Here is a 17,270-nt window from a genome sequence, read left to right on the forward strand (position 1 = left end):
CGCGCACGGCGAACTAAAATTGCCGCATGCGCGCCACAGATGTGCTAATCGATGGTCTCGGACGCATCTCCGAGAATGTTCACGCGGTGCTCGACGACGTGGATTCGGAGGTCCTGAACCGGGCGCCGGCCCCGGGCTCCAATACCATCGCCTGGCTGGTGTGGCATCTCTCGCGTGTTCAGGACTCTCACATCGCCGATGTCGCCGGCACCGACGAGGTGTGGGTGACCGGCGGATGGGCCGACCGGTTCGGTCTGCCGATCCCGCCGGCCGACATCGGATACGGGCATTCGGCCGACGAGGTGGCCCGAGTGGTGGTCCACGATCCCGGTCTGCTCCGGGACTACTACGACGCCACCCACGCGGTCAGTGTCGACTACATTGCGTCACTGGCAGATTCAGATCTGGACCGGGTCGTCGACACCAACTGGGACCCGCCGGTGACGCTCGGAGTCCGGCTGGTCAGTGTCGTCGACGACGACGCGCAGCACATCGGGCAGGCCGCCTATCTGCGAGGCCTGTTCTCCTGAACGACTTCGGCGTCAGTCGCGAAGGGTCTGTGACGGCAGTCTTCCGTAGCGTCCGCGGTACATCTGGGAGAAGCGGCCGAGGTTGCCGAAACCCCACGAGTGGGCGATCTCCGCGACGGTGACGGTGGACGGGTTCTCCCGGAGAAGCTGGTGGTGGGCGCGTTCGAGACGCGTCTGCCGTAGATACTCCGTCGGGCTCATCTGCAGATGCTGCCGGAATCCCTGCTGCAGTGCGCGGACGCCGACCCCTGCGGCGACGGCGAGCCGTGTGACGGTGAGGTCCTCGTCGGGCGAGCGTTCGATCAGTTCGACGGCCTTGCGGATCTGGCGCGGCACAGCCGGCCGGTCGTCGCCGGGGATGGCCAGTAGCGGATGGGTTGCCACGAGGGTGGTCGCGGTCATTCGCGACATCTGTTCGCTCAGTAGTGGTGAACGGCTCAGTTCGCCGGCCATCCGGGCATCCCGTTCAGCGACTGCGACGACGGACTGCCAGCTGCGCGCCGAGGCCGTTGTCGCGGGGTCGCCGAGTCCGAATCGCACCGGGCGAGTGGTGTCGGCGCCCGCGAGTTGGGCGGCCTCGACGACGGAGGTGAGAGGTAGTCGGAGAGTTCGGAGTTGGCAGTTCTGCCGCCAGGTGAGTTCGAACGCGCGATAGGAGTCGATGGCGACGGATTCGCCCGGCCCGAGGGTGCGCGATTCGGCGCCCGATCGGATCGTGAGCCGGCCCCGCATCGGTGTGGACACGAGCACCCAGGCCCCCAGCGGGTCCGGGTCGATGCGTACGTCCGTGCCGTAACGGAGAGTGTGGATGGCGACGTCGGATACCGTGACCTCGGTTTGGATGGCTCGAAAATCCCGTGAGGAGCCGTATACGTTGTCCGTATGACTACGTTTGTCCTGATTCACGGTTCCTGGCACGACGGTCCGCTGTGGGAGCCGGTGATCACCGAACTCGAGGCTCTCGGCCACACCGCATACGGTCCCACCGTTGCGGGTCACGGGAGGGGGGCCGACAAGAACGTGACCCACGATGACTGTGTGAAATCGATCGTCGATTATGTGGAGAGCAACGATCTGGCGGACTTCGTGCTCCTCGGTCACAGTTACGGCGGTACCGTGATCGCCCGTCTCGCCGAGGAGATCCCCGAGCGGATTCAGCGGTTGATCTTCTGGAATGCCTTTGTGCCGCAGCCGGGCAACAGCCTGATGGACGAGGCTCCGCCTCACTACCGGGAACTGTTCACGAGCCTGGCAGCCGCCACCGATGACAACACCGTCATGTTGCCGTTCCCGGTGTGGCGGGAGGCCTTCATCCAGGACGCTGATCTGGAGACCGCGACGCGGACCTACGAGCTGTTGTCGCCGGAACCGCTGCAGCCGATGGCCGACAAACTCGACCTCACGCGGTTCTACCAGAGTGAGATCCCGAAGAGTTACATCAACGCGACGGAGGACATCGCGCTGCCGCCGGGTGAGTGGGGCTGGCACCCGCGGATGTCGTCGCGGCTGGGTATGTACCGGCTCGTGCAGCTGCCGGGTTCGCATGAGGTGATGTTCACCAATCCGAAGCTGCTGGCAGCGAAGATCGTGGAAGCGGGCCGACCCTAGGGCTCCAGGCCGGTCGCCTCATTCGCACCCGTGGGTGCGAAGGATCAGGACCTGCAGCCCTTGAAGGTCTGGAAATCGCCGGCAAACGCGGGGCCGCCCTTGCAGGTCGGGGCGTTCTTGCCGTCGACGACGACCTCGGCGCCCGGTCCGGCGATGCCGATGGCCAGGCCGCCGCGCACACCGGTCATGGTCACGGTCGCACCGGGGCCGAGTGCGATGGCCGCGGGTCCGGCGAAGTTGTCCGCAGTCGAGGTGGCCTTGCCGCCGTTGTCGGTGATGGCGAGCGCGAGACCGTTGGGGCCCGACTCGGCGCTGCAGGAGGTCGTGGAGGAGCTTTGACCGGGCAGGGCCGGACACACCGACGGTGCTGCACCGGCCGACGGGGCGGCGGCGAGCGATACCGCGGTGGCACCTGCCGCCGCGACGACAAAACCGAGGGCTGTACGCGCAACTGTCTTCATTTTCGGACTCCTTTGTCGAGTACTCGGCGAGTACCGGGTTGGGGTGTCGTGCATATGCGATTCGGATTCGCCGCGGGGCCGGATGGGCGGCCGGGGAAATCGTCCCGCACGAGGTGGATGCCCATTGCGCGTAAGTTGAAACTGTGCAATTGCGAATTTTCACCGAACCCCAGCAAGGTGCGACCTACGATCAGCTGCTCGCCGTGGCGAAGGCGACCGAGGATCTCGGCTACGACGCCTTCTTCCGTTCCGACCACTACAGCGGCATGGGTGGCGACGGGTTGCCGGGCCCGTCCGACGCGTGGATCACGCTGGCGGGTCTCGCGCGTGAGACCTCGCGCATCCGCCTGGGCACGCTGGTCTCGTCGGCCACCTTCCGTCTCCCGGGCCCGTTCGCGATTGCGGTCGCCAACGTCGACCAGATGAGTGGCGGCCGAATCGAACTGGGGCTCGGGGCCGGCTGGTACGAGCCCGAGCACAAGGCCTACGGGATCCCGTTCCCGTCGATCAAGGAACGGTTCGATCGTCTCGAGGAAAGCTTCGAGATCATCACCGGCCTGTGGGGCACGCCTGAGGGCAGTCAGTTCGATTACCGCGGTGAGCATTTCCAGATCAGCAACTCCCCGGCACTCCCGAAGCCGGTGCAGAACCCGCGTCCGCCGATCATCGTCGGTGGCAGCGGAAAGAAGCGCACGCCGGCGTTGGCGGCGCGGTTCGCCGATGAGTTCAACGTGGTGTTCCAGCCCGTCGACGTCGCTCGCGAGTTGATCGGCAACGTGCGCGCGGCCTGTGCCGCAGCAGGACGTCGTCCCGAGACGATGACGTACTCGGGAGCTCTCGTCTTGTGTTGCGGCAGTACCGAAGCCGAGTTCCGGCGTCGCGCCGAGGCGATCGGCCGGGAACCGGACGAACTGCGTGAGAACGGCGCCGCGGGCACGCCGGACGAGGTCGCGGCCAAGATCGAGAGCTACCGCGAACTCGGTATCACCCGGATGTATCTCCAGACACTGGATCTCGACGACCTCGACCACCTCGACCTGGTTGCGTCGAAGGTGGCACCGCAGCTCGGCGGTTGACCCGGCAGGAAGGCTCAGGCGACGCCGGCGTGCATCTCCCAGAACAGGATCTCGGCTCCGCCGGGACTGTGCACGGAGATCTCGCCGGCGTTTCTGGTGCGTACGGCATCACCCTCGCCGAGGGCCGTGCCGTCGAGTTCGACGCTCCCTCGTGCGACGTACAGGTGACCGTAGGGTGCGTCGGGCAGCGTCACCGTCTTTCCGGCCGGCATCCGCGCGACATGCAGGGCGGCGGCGGAGTTGTTGATCGTCACCGGCGTCGTCGTCGCGTGGCGGGACAGTCCGGAGACGACGACCACGAGTTCGCCGGTCGCCAGGGCACCGGAGACGTCGGCCTCGGCGTATCCGGGTTCGAGGTCGGCCTCGTCGGGTGCGACCCACATCTGGACGACGCGAAGGTCGGTGCCGTCGAGGCGGCCGGTGGCGTTGCCCTCGCTGTGGGCGATCCCTCGACCGGCCGTCATGCGTTGCACCACTCCGGGTTTCAGGATTCCGTGCCCGTTGAATCGCGGTGGCGCAGTGCGCCTTCGAGAACCCATGTGACGATCTCGGCATCGCGGTGCTGATGGCGGTCGAGCCCCTCGCCCGCGTCGACCCGATCGTCGTTGTGCACGAGCAGGACTCCGTGGGCGTTGGCCGCAAGGTCGAAGTTGCCCGTCGCCGGGAAGGACTGCCAGGACTCGAGCCACTCGTTGCGCCAGTGGTGACGCTCGTCAGCCCGGATGATGGTGAGCGACATCAGGTCTCCTGATCTCTCGGGTGGGTGGCGTCGAGATGGGTGGCGAGTTTGTCCATCACCGCACGCAGTTCGCGTCCATCGGAGGGTCGCAATGCGGAGAAGAACAACTCGTCGACGCATCGACCGTGGTCGTGAGCGGCCTCGCGGAAGGCGGTACGCCCCGCCTCGGTGAGCACCGCATAACTACCGCGCCGGTCCTCGACGGCGCGTTCGCGTTGCAGCCAACCGCGTTTGACCATCGCGTCGACCTGGTAGGACAGACGCGACGTGGAGAACACCATGCGATGCGACAGGTCTCGCATCCGCAGTCGGCCGCCCTCGCTCTCGTGCAGGATGAGCAACACGCTGTAGCCGGCGAGACTCATTCCGGCGGTGGCACGCAGGTCGTCGTCGAGCATGGTCTGCAGCCGCGCGGCGGTCTCGATGAAGACGCGCCACGCGGCCTGCAGATCGTCGGAGTCGCCGGCTGAGTCTGGGGACATCGATCAGCGAATGGTGTGCGGCATCAAGGCGTTCGGCGGGACGACGCCGAGTCGGCCGGCCTGGTAGTCCTCGACGGCCTCGATGAGTTGCTGCTTGGTGTTCATGACGAACGGACCGTACTGGAACACTCGTTCGCGGATCGGCTGACCTCCGAGCAGCAGGACCTCCAACGCGGGACGGTTGCTGTCCTGCGAACCGTCGGCGGCCACGGTGATCCGGTCGCCCTTGCCGAGGACTGCGAGTGATCCCTGTTCGATCGGGCGGCCCTCGGCGCCGACCCGTCCGCGCCCGGACAACACGTAGACCAGCGCGTTGAACTCGGGATGCCACGGGATCGACACCGCCGCACCCGGTTGCACGGTGGCGTGGGCCAGGGTGATCGGCGTGTGCGTGGAACCCGGCCCGCGGTGGCCTTCGATCTCGCCGGCGATGATCCGGATCAGCGACCCGGCGTCCGGGGAGGTCACCAGACCCACCTGACCGCCCTCGAGATTCTGGTAATTGGGCGGGAGGAACTTGTCCTTGGCGGGCAGGTTCACCCACAGCTGGATGCCGTGGAACAGCCCGCCCGACTCGACCAGTTCGGCCGGTGGCGTCTCGATGTGCAGGATGCCGGACCCGGCCGTCATCCATTGCGTCGCCCCGTCTTCGATGAGGCCGCCGCCCCCGGCGGAATCCTGGTGGGCGAACCGCCCGTCGATCATGTAGGTCACGGTCTCGAAACCGCGGTGCGGATGCCATGAGGTGCCCCGCGGTTCGCCGGGTTCGTAGTCGACCTCGCCCATCTGGTCCATGTGGATGAAGGGATCGAGGTCAGCGGCGGAGACACCGGCGAAGGCACGCACCACCGGGAACCCTTCTCCCTCGTACCCCCGCGGTCCGCGCGTGACCGAGCGGACGGGACGTTCGAGGGCGTCGACCCCGGGGGAGGACAGGCGCGTCAGGGTCAAGGTGTCGGCGGAGACGGCAGGCATGGGGTGCTCCTTCGTTCGGTAGTCGCTCAAATTTGAGCAACTCGTGTGGCTCAACCGTCGGGGGCACCGGACTATTCCTCACGCGTTCGCTCTCCCGGCGGGCGACCGGTGGGCGATAATCCAGCCCATGGTCGACACCTCGTCATCGAAGCCGCCCGAGCGCCAACGCATCAAGAAGCTGGCGCAGGCGGCATTCAACGCCGACGTGACGGTCGAGCAGCTCGAGGGGATCATCGCCGACATGGGTGAGACCCTGGAGGGCCTCGGCCCGACCATGGGCAATCTCGATGCGACGATCGAGAAGCTGGATGCGACGCTCGTGCGGATGTCGGGAACACTCGACAACGTGGATGCCACCGTCGGTCGGATGTCCGATGTCGTGGCGCGGCTCGAGCGGGTCGTCGCCCGGGTCGAGGTGCTGGTCGGCATCGGGGAGGCGGCGCTTCGTCCGCTCGGAGCGCTCGAGTCCGCGGGCAGGTCGGTCGCGGCACGGTTCGGCCTCCACTGATCCGGGTTCGGACGAGCAGGGCATACGAGCAGGCAACGAGAGAGCAGGGAATGACACCGGAAGAGCACAGTTTCCGCGGACCGCACGGCCAGACCATCGTCTACGACGTGCACCGGCCCGAGGGCGATCCGCGCGGCGTCGTGGTGATCGCCCACGGACTCGCCGAACACGGTCGACGGTACGGTCACGTCGCCCAGCGCCTCGTGGACGCGGGTTATCTGGTGGCGATCCCCGACCACATCGGTCACGGACGGTCCGGCGGCAAGCGGATGCGCCTGCGCCGCTTCGGCGAGTTCACCGGCGACCTCGACACCGTCATCGCCCACGTCTCCGACGACGCTCTCCCGACGTTCCTCATCGGCCACAGCATGGGCGGCTGTATCGCGCTCGACTACGCACTCGACCATCAGGAGAAGCTCGACGGTCTCATCCTGTCGGGTGCCGCGGTGCTGCCGGGGAACGACCTGTCTCCGCTCGCGGTCAAGGTCGCGCCGGTCCTCGGGCGGATCGCACCGGGACTGCCGACCACCGCGCTGAGTTCGTCGAGCATCTCCCGCGATCCGGCCGTCGTCTCGGCCTACGACGCCGATCCGCTCGTCTCGCGCGGAAAGATCCCGGCCGGGCTGGGCGGGGCGATGATCGCCACGATGCAGTCGTTCCCCTCGCGACTGCCGTCACTGCAGCTGCCGGTGCTCGTGATGCACGGCGGCGCCGACGCCCTCACCGATCCCAAGGGCAGCGAACTGGTCGAACGGCTCGCGGGTTCGGAGGACAAGACGCTGGTCATCTACGACGATCTGTTCCACGAGATCTTCAACGAACCCGAGCAGGACGTGGTCCTCGACGAGGTCGTGAGCTGGTTGGAGCGGCACTCGCCCGCTGCGTCGTAGAGCTTCCGCCGGTCAGGTCAGGTCAGGCGGACGACGACGCCGGCGAGAAGCACCAGCACGCCGCCGATCTCACCCACGATCAGCGCGAGCATGAACAGATACGTCCCCGGCATCGGCTTCTCGAACTGATTTGTGGTGTCGCGCAGAGCGCCGTGGATGCAGTAAGCGGCGATCGCGGCAACGAAAAACACGATCGGCACCGCGGCGGCCACGAGGTTGACCACCGCTCCGAACGCGCTCAGCTCAACGAGTGCGGCGAGGACGAGGGTCGCGAACGAATACATCAGCGCCGCACGATGAGCGATGTCGACGTAGATGTGCGCGGCGTGCTCGGGCGACGTGCGGATTCCGTGGTACTTCCACACGCCCAGCGCCAGACCGCAGACCAGGATCAGCCCGGACGCGATCACCACGGCGATGGTGTCGGTGCCGACGAGGTCGGCGAGATCGGAGGAGTTCACCTCGTAAACCTAACCGCTGCGGTCGGTATCGACGCGGACTGACAGATGAGTCAGCAACAGGTATCGCTCAGCGATACCTATTGCTGATCCTCTTGCCGGAGCAGGCTTACCGAACCTGCGTGGTGGTGGTGGTGGTCGTCGTCGACGATGCGGGCTGCTCCGAGACCGGCGGCGCCGACGGAGCGAGCTGCGGTGCGGAGGGGTCCGTCGTGGTCGCGGCCGATTCCTCTGCAGCGGAGGCGGATTCGGCCGCTGCCGACTCGGGTGCGGCGGGCACGGAGGCTGACACGTCCTCGCTCGACGGCGCAGCAGACTCCGATGCCTCGGACGGGGCAGCCGATTCCGACGACGACGGGGTCTCCGACGACGCGGACGCGGCGTCGGTCGATTCCATGGCGGCCAGGACCGAGGCGTCGAGGGCGGGGGAGGCCGCGGCGGCCTGCTTCACGGCCATGGTGACCTTCGCGGGTGCCTCGGGATCGGGGCTGCCCGCGGCCGACACGACCGTCGTCTTCGCGGTGACCGGCGGGTTGTTGCGCAGCGCCTCGAGGACGTGACCCTTGCCGTCGCCGAGAGCGCGGCCCCAGTTCTCCCAGGTGTGGCCGCCGTAGTTGGGCAGCGAGATCACCGACGCACCGGACTGCTTGGCCTGCAGCTGCATCAGCACGGTCGACACCGCGGACAGGATCTCCAGCGCGATCGCCGAGATCTGGTCCTGCGGGGCGAGCTTCGCCAGTTCGGACGGGGTCAGGAAACCGTTGCCCGACGAGATGACCAGTACCTGGCCGTTCTCCGCGAGCTTGCTGACGTTCTTCGACGGGTCGTTGTCGGTCCAGCGGGTTCCGCCCGGCTTTCCCCACATGTTGACGATGCCGCTGACGTAGTTCGACACCAGGCTCTGCGTCGCGAAGACGCCGAGGGCGCCGATGGGGTTGTCGGTCTGGTAGTAACCCGACATCGCCTGGACGACCTTGAACTGCTCGGGATGCCGTTCGGCGAGGGTCACCGCGGGACCGCCCGACATCGACAGACCGACGATCGCGTTGTTGTTGCGGGCGACGCCGAATTCCTTCTCCAGGTAGGCGGGGAGCTCGGAGGTCAGGAAGGTCTCCTGCTTGATGATGGTGTTGTCGCTGCCCGCACCGCCGTCCCAGTCGGTGTAGAACGACGACGCGCCGCCGACCGGCATGACCAGCGTCGTGTCGGCCTTGGCGTCGTAGACACGGGCGGCCTGGACATCGGTGGTCCACGCCGAGCGGGTCTCGCTGGCCCGCATGCCGTCGAGCAGATAGACACCGCTGTCACTGCCGCTCGATGCGCGGATCTGGACGATCACCTCGCGCTTCTGGGACTCCGACCACACCTTGCAGTTCTGCACGAAGTAACCGGACTTGTCCCAGGTGCAGCCCGGACGCAGCACCTCCGGGTGACCGCGCAGGGCGCTGGCCGTGTTCGACGAGTTCAGCAACGTGCTCGCCCCGAACAGACCGAGCGTGAGGATGGCGACGACCGAGATGCCGGTCAGTACCCGCCTGCGAGGCGAGAGACGACGGCGCTTCGGGCTGTTGGCCTCTGAACCGGGGGCCTCGGAAGGGTGGGCCTGCGATGAGTGCGACATAGAGCTCCTGACGTACGCGGCCACCCGAGGATCGCGTCGGTGCCGATGTCAAGAATGTCGTTCGACGACCCGACCGGCGTTACGCCGCTCTGTTCAGCCTGCCGCCTTCGCTGTTCGGATGGCGATCTCGGCGGTCTGTTCGGGGCGCTCCCACCAGAACATGTGACCGACGCCGGCCCACTTCTCGAGGGACGCGCCGGGGATGGCGGCGGCCAGACGTTCGCCCTCGGCGACGCCGATGACCTGGTCGACGTCGCCGTGGATGACGGTGGTGGGGACGCTGATGTCGGCCAGCCGGTCGCGGGTGTCGTGGCCGGCACAAGCGGCCGCCTGGGCCGCGACCACCGCCGACGGCACCTTGCGCAGGGTGGAGAACTTGGTGAACTTCTCGAATGCGCCATCACCGGAACAGAACTCCGGGGACAGGTTGACCTCGAACGCGGTGCGGGCGACGCGCGCTGCGTCGCGGGAGGCGATGGCCTCGACCAGTCGTAGCGCGCCGGAGGTACCGATTGCGCCCGGACCTCCCGCGGTGGTGCACCCGAGGACGACACTACGCACGCGGTCGGCGTGGTCGAGAGTCAACTCCTGGGCGATCATGCCGCCCATCGACGTGCCCAGGACGTGCGTGGCGTCCCATCCGAGGCCGTCGAGGACGCCACGCGCGTCGTCGGCGAGATCGGCGATCGTGAACGAACCCTCGGCGCGGCTGCTCCCGCCGATGCCGCGGTGGTCGTAGACGGCGACCTCGAAGTGCGGGGTGAGTCGGTCGAGGAGTTCGGCGGTCCACATCTCCCGATGTGCGGACATGCCGGCGATGAGGAGAAGCGGCTCGCCGGTGCCGGTCACCTCGACATCGAGGACGGTCGACGAGTCGGGGCCGGTGGGTATCAGCATGAAGGCCGATCGTAGTCACGGTCCCTGCAACGCGTGGGCGTCGTGCGATAAACACCGGCGATCAATCCCGGGAATATGTGTCCTTGTCCTCGCCGAATGCGTCACTAGCCTCAGCCGAGAGACCTGACACGAGGAGACGCATGTACGCAACCGGCTTCGAACGGCCGACCGCCACCCGGCCGAGCCCATCGTCGATGCTGCGCGACGCGGGTGGGACCTACCTGGCGAACGGACTGATCGGACTGATCTTCGCCGCGTCGGGACCGGTGGCGGTGATCCTCGCGGCAGGTGCGGCGGGCGACCTCACCACCGCGCAGCTGACGTCGTGGATCTTCGGGGTCTTCGTGCTCAACGGGATCCTCACGGTGGTCGCCAGCTGGGTGTACCAGGTGCCGCTGGGCTTCGCCTGGACGATCCCCGGCACGGTGCTCGTCGGTTCGGCGTTGGCGCACCTGAGGTGGGCCGAGGTCGTCGGTGCGTTTCTCCTGACCGGCCTGCTGATCGTCCTGGTGGGTCTGACCGGCCGTGTGCGACAGGCGATGTCGGCGATACCGATGCCCATCGTGATGGGCATGGTCGCCGGTGTGTTCCTGCAGTTCGGCCTCGACATCGTGGGCGCGGTGGGAGCCGACCCGTGGGTTGCGGTTCCGATCGTCGTCGCCTTCTTCGCGCTCCAGTGTCATCGGACGGTGAGCCGGCGGGTGCCGCCGATCATCGGCGCGTTCGTGGTGGGCGCGATAGCGGTCGTCGCGACCGGGTCATTCCACATCGATGCCCCGGCGTCGTCGATCGTGGCGGTGCCGGTCTTCACCGTCCCGGAGTTCACCGTCCGGGCGGCGATGGAACTGGTGGTGCCGCTGGCCATCACCGTGATCGTCGTGCAGAACGGACAGGGCGTCGCGGTGCTGCGTGGTGCCGGACACCATCCGCCGGTCAACGTGATCACCGTGGCGAGCGGGTTGTGGTCGGCACTCGCGGCATCGGTCGGCGCCATCTCGTCGTGCCTGACCGGTCCCACCAACGCGTTGCTGGTCGCCGGTGGCCGCCGCGACCGCCACTACATCGCGGCGTTGACCTTCGGGGTCCTCGCGATCGCGATCGGCGTGTTCGCGCCGGTGTTCGTGACGCTCATGCAGGCGATGCCGTCGGCATTCATCGCCACGGTCGGCGGTCTGGCGCTTCTCGGTGCGCTGCAGGGAGCGTTCCGCGGAGCGTTCGGCTCCCGGTTCACGATGGGCGCGCTGGTGACCTTCCTGGTCTCGGTGTCGGACCTGACGGTCCTGAACATCGGGTCGGCGTTCTGGGGCCTCGTCGCCGGGATGGCGGTGTCGTGGGTGGTCGAACGCGACGACTTCCGCGCCGACGACCCGGCCTGAGCACTGACAGACGGGGCGCAGACAGAAACCGGCGGGCACATCCAGAGTGGATGTGCCCGCCGACTTCTCGAGAGAGGGTGGCGTCAGACGCCGTAGCCGAGCAGCGACTTGACCTCGAGGAACTCGTCGAAGGCGTAGTCGCCCCATTCGCGGCCGTTGCCGCTCTTCTTGTAGCCACCGAACGGTGCGACCGGGTCGACCGTGGCGCCGTTGAGGCCGATCGAACCCGCGCGGATGCGCGAACCGATGCGGCGGACCTCGTCGATGTCCTTGCCGGAGACATAACCGGCGAGGCCGTACTCGGTGTCGTTGCCGATCTTGATCGCCTCGTCGATCGAGTCGTAGGCGATCACGACGAGGACCGGGCCGAAGACCTCGGTTCGGGCGATCTCCATGTCGTTGGTGACGTTGGTGAACACCGTCGGCTTCACGTAGTAGCCCGTCTCGAGGCCCTCCGGTCGTCCGGCTCCACCGATGACCGGGGTGGCGCCGTCGGCGATCGCCCGCTCGATGAGGCCCTGGATCTTGTCGAACTGTGCCTCGGAGACCACCGGGCCGAGCTGCACGTCGGTCGTCGGATCGCCGACGGTGATGTTCGGCTCGACCGACTTCGCGATCTCGGCGACCTCGTCGAGGCGGGAGGACGGCACGAGCATGCGGCTCGGGGCGTTGCACGACTGGCCGGAGTTCATCATCATCGCCGCGATGCCGCCGGCGACGTTCTTCGCGAAGTCCTCGTCGTCGAGGATGATGTTCGGGCTCTTGCCGCCGAGTTCCTGGGCGACGCGCTTGACCGACGGTGCCGCGGTCTTGGCGACCTCGATGCCTGCGCGGGTGGAGCCGGTGAACGAGATCATGTCGATGTCGGGGTGGGCGGCCAGTGCGGCGCCGACGCCCGGCCCGTCACCGTTGACGAGGTTGAACACGCCGGCGGGAACGCCTGCGGCGTCGAAGATCTCGGCCACGATGGCGGCGGAGAACGGTGCCACCTCGGAGGGCTTGAGCACCATGGTGCAGCCGGTGGCCAGCGCCGGGGCGACCTTGCACATGACCTGGTTGAGCGGCCAGTTCCACGGCGTGATGAAGCCGCAGACGCCGATCGGCTCCTTGACGATGCGGTGTCCGCCGCGGTCCTCGCTGAAGGAGAAGCCGGGCAGCTGGGCGGCGGCGGTCATCAGGTGGCCGAGGCCGATCGGCACCTGCGCGGCGTTGGTGAGGCCGACGGGGGAGCCCATCTCCTCGGTGACCGCGGCGGCGAGGTCACCCATGCGGTTCTGATACTCGGCGATGACCCGGTTGATGACCTCGAGGCGCTCCTCGACGGTGGTCTGACCCCAGGTCTCGAAGGCGCGTCGGGCGGCTTCCACTGCGGCGTCGACATCGGCAGCGCTTCCGATCGCGACCTGCCCGGCGGCCTTCTCCGTGGCCGGGTTGATCACGTCGATGACGTTGAGCTCGGCGGGTTCCACCCACTGGCCGTCGATGTAGAACTTGGTGATGTCCGGCATATCGCCTCCGTTGTCGCACTGATGTGAGGACATTTGTTGTCGATTTCACACTCTATGCCGTGAGGCGTCGGAGGTCTCGTGAATCCGGCAGCCGGAGCAGGCCGTCGGGCGAGACGTTTTGGGACAGCCGTCCCAGTCGCATTTTGCGACAGTTCGTCAGGAGGTTCGGGGACTAAGGTCGAGGCATGATTCTCATCGTTGTGAAATGGCCCATCAAGCCCGAGTATGCCGACGAATGGCCGGAGCTGTCACGTGAGTTCACCGAGGCGACGCGCGCCGAGCCGGGCAACAAGTGGTTCGACTGGTCGCGTTCGCTGGACGACCCGCACACCTACGTGCTGGTCGAGGCATTCGACGACGACGCGGCCGAGGCGCACGTGACCTCACCGCATTTCAAGCAGGCGCAGCAGGAGCTGCCCAAATACCTGCAGCGGACCCCGGACGTCATCAACACCACGATCGAGGGCGACAGCTGGTTCGAGCTGGGCGAGTTCCGGGTCGAGTAGCGGGGCTCAGCCCCCGTGCACGCTGCTGAGGATCGCGATGATCACGCCCGCGATCGTCAGCACGCCGACCACCCACGCCATCGTGATCGCGAGGCGACGGCGACGGAACCGTGCCGCATTGATCGCGACGCCGAGGCACACGAGGATCGCGATCGAGTAGAGCGAGATGCCGAGGGTGAGCAGCGCGGCCGAGGAATCGGCGGCTACAGAGTCGGCGGCTGTGGGGTCGGCGGCCAGAACCCGGGTGGACATGCCCACGAGTACATCACCACGGCTGCATCACCCCGGCGCTGACCCGAGCCAACCGCGTCGTGAACTCCCGGGCGGACGCAGCAACCAAGCGCTTGCTAGGGTTCCCGCATCGGCTCGGTCGAGGAGGATGCGTGGACGTCGACGGCAAGGATCTGACGGGCAAGGTCTTCGTGGTGACCGGTGCGGGCAACGGGATCGGCCGTTGCGTCGCACTGGATTTGATCGCCCGCGGTGCGACGGTGGTCGGCGCGGACATCAACGAGGTCGGTCTCGCGGAGACCGGGCGGCTCGTGGGGGACTCCCGGTTCCACGCCCACAAGCTCGACATCGGCGATCGCGAAGCGGTGCAACGGTTTCCGGACGCGGTGCTCGCTGACGTCGAGCACGTCGACGGGCTGTTCAACATCGCCGGCATTCCGCAGGACACCCAACCGATCGCCGACGTCGACGACGACCGCATCGACCTGCTCATGCGCGTCAACTACTACGGCACCGTGTGGCTCACGCGGGCCTTCCTGCCGCATCTCGAACAGCGTCCCGGCGGCGGGTTGATCCTCATCACGTCCAGCCTGTCCGGGCTCGCGCCGTTCCCCGGTGCGGCGTTCTACGGAGCCAGCAAGGCGGCGGTCGCGTTCTTCGGTTACGGACTCGCGCAGGATCAGCGTGGAAAGAAGTCGAAGGTCACCGTCACGACGGTCCTTCCGGGGACCATCTGGACCGACCTGGTCCGCAACACCTCCAAGGCTCTCGGCACCCCCGAAGCCCTCGCGAGGAACTTCGCGATGGCCCCGGAGAAGGCTGCACGCCTGATCGTCGACGCCGCCCTCGCCGGGCGGGTCCGTGTGGTGGTCGGCAAGGACGCCCACGTGTTCAACGGGGCACGCAGGCTCAGTTCGCGGTTGAGCGAGCGCATGGCATATGCGCAGGTGGGCCGATTCGTGTATCGGCCGGCGCGTCGTCGGAACGGATGACACCGAGCCGGGAGCCGGACCTACTGGTTGAATTCGATCATGCGATCTCCCGGATCATCCTCTGCGCGCACCGTCGTGGCCCGTGTCGTGACTGCTGTGGCCGCCCTGTCCGTCGTCGTGGGACTCGGTGCCGCTCCGGCGCTCGCCGCGCCGTCGGACGGCGACCGGACGTCGCTCAGCTACGTCGCGCTGGGTGATTCGCGGGCGGCCAGCCCCACCACGCTCACCCAGTTCCAGGGATGCTCACGGTCGGATACCGCCTACCCCGATCTGCTGGCGAAGACCATCGGCGCGACATCGTTCCGCACGGTTGCCTGTGTCGGCGCTCGCGGAGAGAACATCACCTCGGCGCCGCAGTTGCGCTTCGACGGATTCCATCCGCCGCAAATCCAGGCGGTGCGTCCGGACACGGACCTGATCACGATCTCGATCGGCGCCAACGATGCCAACTGGGGCAACCTCTCGCGCTGGTGTATCGCGCCGATCCAGGGCATGGACTCGCAGTGCCGGACCAACCCCTTCTACGTGAACGGGGTCAACGACGGGCTGCGTGCGCTCGAGGCCTCGGTCGATTCGTCGCTGAAGGCGGTCCGTGCGCGGGCGCCCAGGGCGGTCATCGCCGTGGTCGGCCAGGGCGGGTACTTCGGGAACCGCGGATGCTATCCCGCCAACCCGGCGAGCGACGCCGACATCTCGTTCATCCGGAACAGCTTCCTCGGTCGGTACAACACGATTCTGAAGAAGGTGTCCGAACGGCACCGCGCCATCTTCGTCGACATCCAGAACCAGGTCGTCGGACATGACGCCTGCTCGCGGGACAAGTGGTTCGAAGGCTTCGTGCCGACCAGCATCTACCTCGGATTCCACCAGAACCTCAAGGGGAACCAGGCCATGGCCCGACTGATCGCCGAGGCGTTGCCGCAGGACCTCCGTACCTCGCGCTGAGTCCGGAATCCCGGTGCCCCCAGTCGGACTCGAACCGACACTGTGCCGATTTTAAGTCGGCTGCCTCTGCCAATTGGGCTATGGGGGCTTCGGAGTGAGCATAGTCAGGCTCCGTGACCTGCCTGTTCCTCGACCCGCTCTTCCTTGACCCGTCCACCTGACCGGGTGATCATCGGAGACATGGACGCGGCAGCGGTGACCGGCGCACGGAACTGGGAGGCTGTCCGAACGCGGCATCCCGAACTCGTCGACCGTCTGGAGGTCGGCCTGACACAGGGCGATCCGCTTGCCGATGCGGTGGTCGTCGAGGCCCGGGAACGAGGCATGTCGTTCTCGACACTCGTCGATCTGCTCGAGTCCCATGCGGATTCGGAGACGGTGGATGATCCCGACCGGATCGAGATGCCGGCGTCGATGCGCCGCCTGCTGCAGGTGACGAGCACCCCGCCGACCTGGTTCGACGCGGCGTTCGCGGCGTCGGGGGCACGCGCGTGGTGGCGATTCGGCACGTTGCAGTCCTCGACGCTCTATCAATCGCTGATCTACGGGTACAAGGCACAAGGGTTCGTTCGACCCCTGGTCGCGACCGGGCGCCTCGGGTTGGGGACCCGCGACCGGGTGCAGTCGACCGCGCGCTGGGTCGCGGAGGCGACCACGCCCGGCGCGATGCTGCCGGGTAACCCCGGTTGGATTGCGACGCTGCGTATCCGACTTCTCCATGCCTACATCCGCGATGCCCTCACCCATCCCCGTGATGCAGACGGGGAGGATCAGGGCTGGGACGAGGCCGCGTGGGGCGTGCCGATCAACCAGACCTACTCGGTCATGACCATCTCGTGCGGGTTCCTCGCGCTGCCCCTGCTGGTCGCGCGCGACCTCGGCATCCACTACAGCAGCGCCGAGCGGGAGGCGATCACCCACCTGTGGCGGTGGATCGGCTGGGTCATCGGCGTCGACGACGACCTGCTGCCGGCCAACCACGGTGAGGCGGCCGATCTCTTCCGGGTCGCCGCGGAGTTCGAACTCGAACCCGACGACTCGTCGAAGGTGCTCATCAAGGCGTTGCTCCACGAGGGTTACGACTTGCCCGGTGTCGTCCACGGTGCTGCGCCGATCCCGGTGCCCTCGGTCCTGGTGTCCGCGCTCGATGCGGTCACCGGTCCCATCCTCCGGTCGTCGTTCGCCGCGATCTCGACGCGGTGGGTGGAACGACCGGTCGCGCGGCGCATGGGCTTACGTCGTTCGCCGTTGCATCACCTCGTCGACGTTGCGCGCCCGGCGATCCGGTTGCGGGAGATCGTCCGCACGACCGGGCTGCTCGGCTCGGAGTCCGCCGTCATCGAACGTGAACTCCGCACCGTGCGCCGCGGGCTCGGGATGGAAGTTCACGCAGGGCAAACATCGTTGACCCGCTAACTTACTGCTGATAACTTAACGCCGTAAAGTCGACCGACGCGAGGGGGACGC

The 17,270-nt window shown here is 67.2% G+C and carries 19 protein-coding genes, 1 tRNA gene and 1 pseudogene; 10 read left to right on the forward strand and 11 right to left on the reverse strand.

Going from position 1 to position 17,270, the window contains the following annotated elements; genetic code table 11:
- The first annotated feature begins 26 nt into the window (after positions 1 to 26).
- Entirely contained in the window at positions 27 to 530 is a 504-nt protein-coding gene (locus tag GONAM_RS14320) for a mycothiol transferase (RefSeq protein WP_006867472.1), read from the forward strand.
- A gap of 12 nt (positions 531 to 542) precedes the next feature.
- On the opposite strand, the gene GONAM_RS22210 is transcribed toward GONAM_RS14320, so the two are convergent.
- Positions 543 to 1,499, reverse strand: coding sequence for an AraC family transcriptional regulator (locus GONAM_RS22210; RefSeq protein ID WP_439644548.1), 957 nt, complete (start codon positions 1,497 to 1,499; stop codon positions 543 to 545).
- On the opposite strand from GONAM_RS22210, the gene GONAM_RS14330 reads away from it, so the two are divergent.
- Complete coding sequence (locus tag GONAM_RS14330) at positions 1,413 to 2,138, forward strand: alpha/beta fold hydrolase (protein WP_006867474.1); 726 nt, start codon at positions 1,413 to 1,415, stop codon at positions 2,136 to 2,138. The genes GONAM_RS22210 and GONAM_RS14330 overlap by 87 nt on opposite strands.
- A gap of 44 nt (positions 2,139 to 2,182) precedes the next feature.
- Here the strand turns inward: GONAM_RS14330 and GONAM_RS14335 are convergent, their stop codons facing one another.
- On the reverse strand, positions 2,183 to 2,599 hold the full coding sequence (locus tag GONAM_RS14335) for a DUF6764 family protein (RefSeq protein WP_006357658.1): 417 nt from the start codon (positions 2,597 to 2,599) through the stop codon (positions 2,183 to 2,185).
- A gap of 143 nt (positions 2,600 to 2,742) precedes the next feature.
- Here GONAM_RS14335 and GONAM_RS14340 point away from each other — a divergent pair, with 143 nt between their 5' ends.
- On the forward strand, positions 2,743 to 3,675 hold the full coding sequence (locus GONAM_RS14340; RefSeq protein ID WP_006867475.1) for an LLM class F420-dependent oxidoreductase: 933 nt from the start codon (positions 2,743 to 2,745) through the stop codon (positions 3,673 to 3,675).
- A gap of 14 nt (positions 3,676 to 3,689) precedes the next feature.
- Here the strand turns inward: GONAM_RS14340 and GONAM_RS14345 are convergent.
- From GONAM_RS14345 to GONAM_RS14355, 3 genes and pseudogenes are all read right to left on the reverse strand, one after another.
- A pseudogene (locus GONAM_RS14345) lies at positions 3,690 to 4,414 on the reverse strand (pirin family protein).
- Entirely contained in the window at positions 4,414 to 4,896 is a 483-nt protein-coding gene (locus GONAM_RS14350; RefSeq protein ID WP_006867478.1) for a MarR family winged helix-turn-helix transcriptional regulator, read from the reverse strand. The pseudogene GONAM_RS14345 and the gene GONAM_RS14350 overlap by 1 nt, the downstream one beginning before the upstream one ends.
- 3 nt (positions 4,897 to 4,899) lie before the next feature.
- Complete coding sequence (locus GONAM_RS14355; protein WP_006867479.1) at positions 4,900 to 5,871, reverse strand: pirin family protein; 972 nt, start codon at positions 5,869 to 5,871, stop codon at positions 4,900 to 4,902.
- A gap of 127 nt (positions 5,872 to 5,998) precedes the next feature.
- Between GONAM_RS14355 and GONAM_RS14360 the strand changes: the two genes are divergently transcribed.
- Positions 5,999 to 6,379: a hypothetical protein gene (locus tag GONAM_RS14360; RefSeq protein ID WP_006867480.1), complete on the forward strand. Its 381-nt coding sequence runs from the start codon at positions 5,999 to 6,001 to the stop codon at positions 6,377 to 6,379.
- 50 nt (positions 6,380 to 6,429) lie between these two features.
- The gene (locus GONAM_RS14365) at positions 6,430 to 7,269 is read left to right on the forward strand and encodes an alpha/beta hydrolase (protein ID WP_006867481.1); all 840 of its coding nucleotides are present in this window, start codon (positions 6,430 to 6,432) and stop codon (positions 7,267 to 7,269) included.
- A 17-nt stretch (positions 7,270 to 7,286) separates the two neighbouring features.
- Here GONAM_RS14365 and GONAM_RS14370 read toward each other — a convergent pair whose 3' ends face one another.
- The 3 genes from GONAM_RS14370 to GONAM_RS14380 all read right to left on the reverse strand — a co-directional run bounded on the left by GONAM_RS14370 (position 7,287) and on the right by GONAM_RS14380 (position 10,245).
- Positions 7,287 to 7,730: a hypothetical protein gene (locus GONAM_RS14370; protein WP_006867482.1), complete on the reverse strand. Its 444-nt coding sequence runs from the start codon at positions 7,728 to 7,730 to the stop codon at positions 7,287 to 7,289.
- A 106-nt stretch (positions 7,731 to 7,836) separates the two neighbouring features.
- The gene (locus GONAM_RS14375; RefSeq protein WP_006867483.1) at positions 7,837 to 9,348 is read right to left on the reverse strand and encodes an alpha/beta hydrolase; all 1,512 of its coding nucleotides are present in this window, start codon (positions 9,346 to 9,348) and stop codon (positions 7,837 to 7,839) included.
- Positions 9,349 to 9,441: 93 nt separating this feature from the next.
- Entirely contained in the window at positions 9,442 to 10,245 is an 804-nt protein-coding gene (locus tag GONAM_RS14380) for an alpha/beta fold hydrolase (protein ID WP_006867484.1), read from the reverse strand.
- 140 nt (positions 10,246 to 10,385) lie between these two features.
- On the opposite strand from GONAM_RS14380, the gene GONAM_RS14385 reads away from it, so the two are divergent.
- Positions 10,386 to 11,621 carry a benzoate/H(+) symporter BenE family transporter gene (locus GONAM_RS14385; protein WP_006867485.1) on the forward strand — a complete coding sequence of 412 codons (1,236 nt, stop codon included), beginning with the start codon at positions 10,386 to 10,388 and terminating at the stop codon, positions 11,619 to 11,621.
- Positions 11,622 to 11,704: 83 nt separating this feature from the next.
- Here GONAM_RS14385 and GONAM_RS14390 read toward each other — a convergent pair whose 3' ends face one another.
- The gene (locus GONAM_RS14390; protein WP_006867486.1) at positions 11,705 to 13,129 is read right to left on the reverse strand and encodes an aldehyde dehydrogenase family protein; all 1,425 of its coding nucleotides are present in this window, start codon (positions 13,127 to 13,129) and stop codon (positions 11,705 to 11,707) included.
- A 185-nt stretch (positions 13,130 to 13,314) separates the two neighbouring features.
- On the opposite strand from GONAM_RS14390, the gene GONAM_RS14395 reads away from it, so the two are divergent.
- Positions 13,315 to 13,635 (forward strand): putative quinol monooxygenase, encoded by a 321-nt coding sequence (locus GONAM_RS14395; RefSeq protein ID WP_006867487.1) that lies wholly within the window; start codon positions 13,315 to 13,317, stop codon positions 13,633 to 13,635.
- A gap of 6 nt (positions 13,636 to 13,641) precedes the next feature.
- On the opposite strand, the gene GONAM_RS14400 is transcribed toward GONAM_RS14395, so the two are convergent.
- Positions 13,642 to 13,887, reverse strand: coding sequence for a hypothetical protein (locus GONAM_RS14400; RefSeq protein ID WP_040536518.1), 246 nt, complete (start codon positions 13,885 to 13,887; stop codon positions 13,642 to 13,644).
- 131 nt (positions 13,888 to 14,018) lie between these two features.
- Here GONAM_RS14400 and GONAM_RS14405 point away from each other — a divergent pair, with 131 nt between their 5' ends.
- Together GONAM_RS14405 and GONAM_RS14410 are read left to right on the forward strand one after the other, a co-directional pair.
- A complete protein-coding gene (locus GONAM_RS14405; RefSeq protein ID WP_006867489.1) occupies positions 14,019 to 14,858 on the forward strand; it encodes an SDR family NAD(P)-dependent oxidoreductase in 840 nt (279 codons plus the stop codon).
- Positions 14,859 to 14,897: 39 nt separating this feature from the next.
- Entirely contained in the window at positions 14,898 to 15,803 is a 906-nt protein-coding gene (locus GONAM_RS14410) for an SGNH/GDSL hydrolase family protein (RefSeq protein ID WP_051992575.1), read from the forward strand.
- Positions 15,804 to 15,817: 14 nt separating this feature from the next.
- On the opposite strand, the gene GONAM_RS14415 is transcribed toward GONAM_RS14410, so the two are convergent.
- A tRNA-Leu gene (locus GONAM_RS14415) sits at positions 15,818 to 15,891 on the reverse strand.
- 92 nt (positions 15,892 to 15,983) lie between these two features.
- On the opposite strand from GONAM_RS14415, the gene GONAM_RS14420 reads away from it, so the two are divergent.
- Positions 15,984 to 17,219, forward strand: a complete 1,236-nt coding sequence (locus tag GONAM_RS14420; RefSeq protein WP_006867491.1) for an oxygenase MpaB family protein — start codon at positions 15,984 to 15,986, stop codon at positions 17,217 to 17,219.
- Positions 17,220 to 17,270: the final 51 nt, after the last annotated feature.

It is taken from the genome of Gordonia namibiensis NBRC 108229, assembly GCF_000298235.1.
In the GTDB taxonomy this organism is placed as follows: Bacteria; Actinomycetota; Actinomycetes; order Mycobacteriales; family Mycobacteriaceae; genus Gordonia; species Gordonia namibiensis.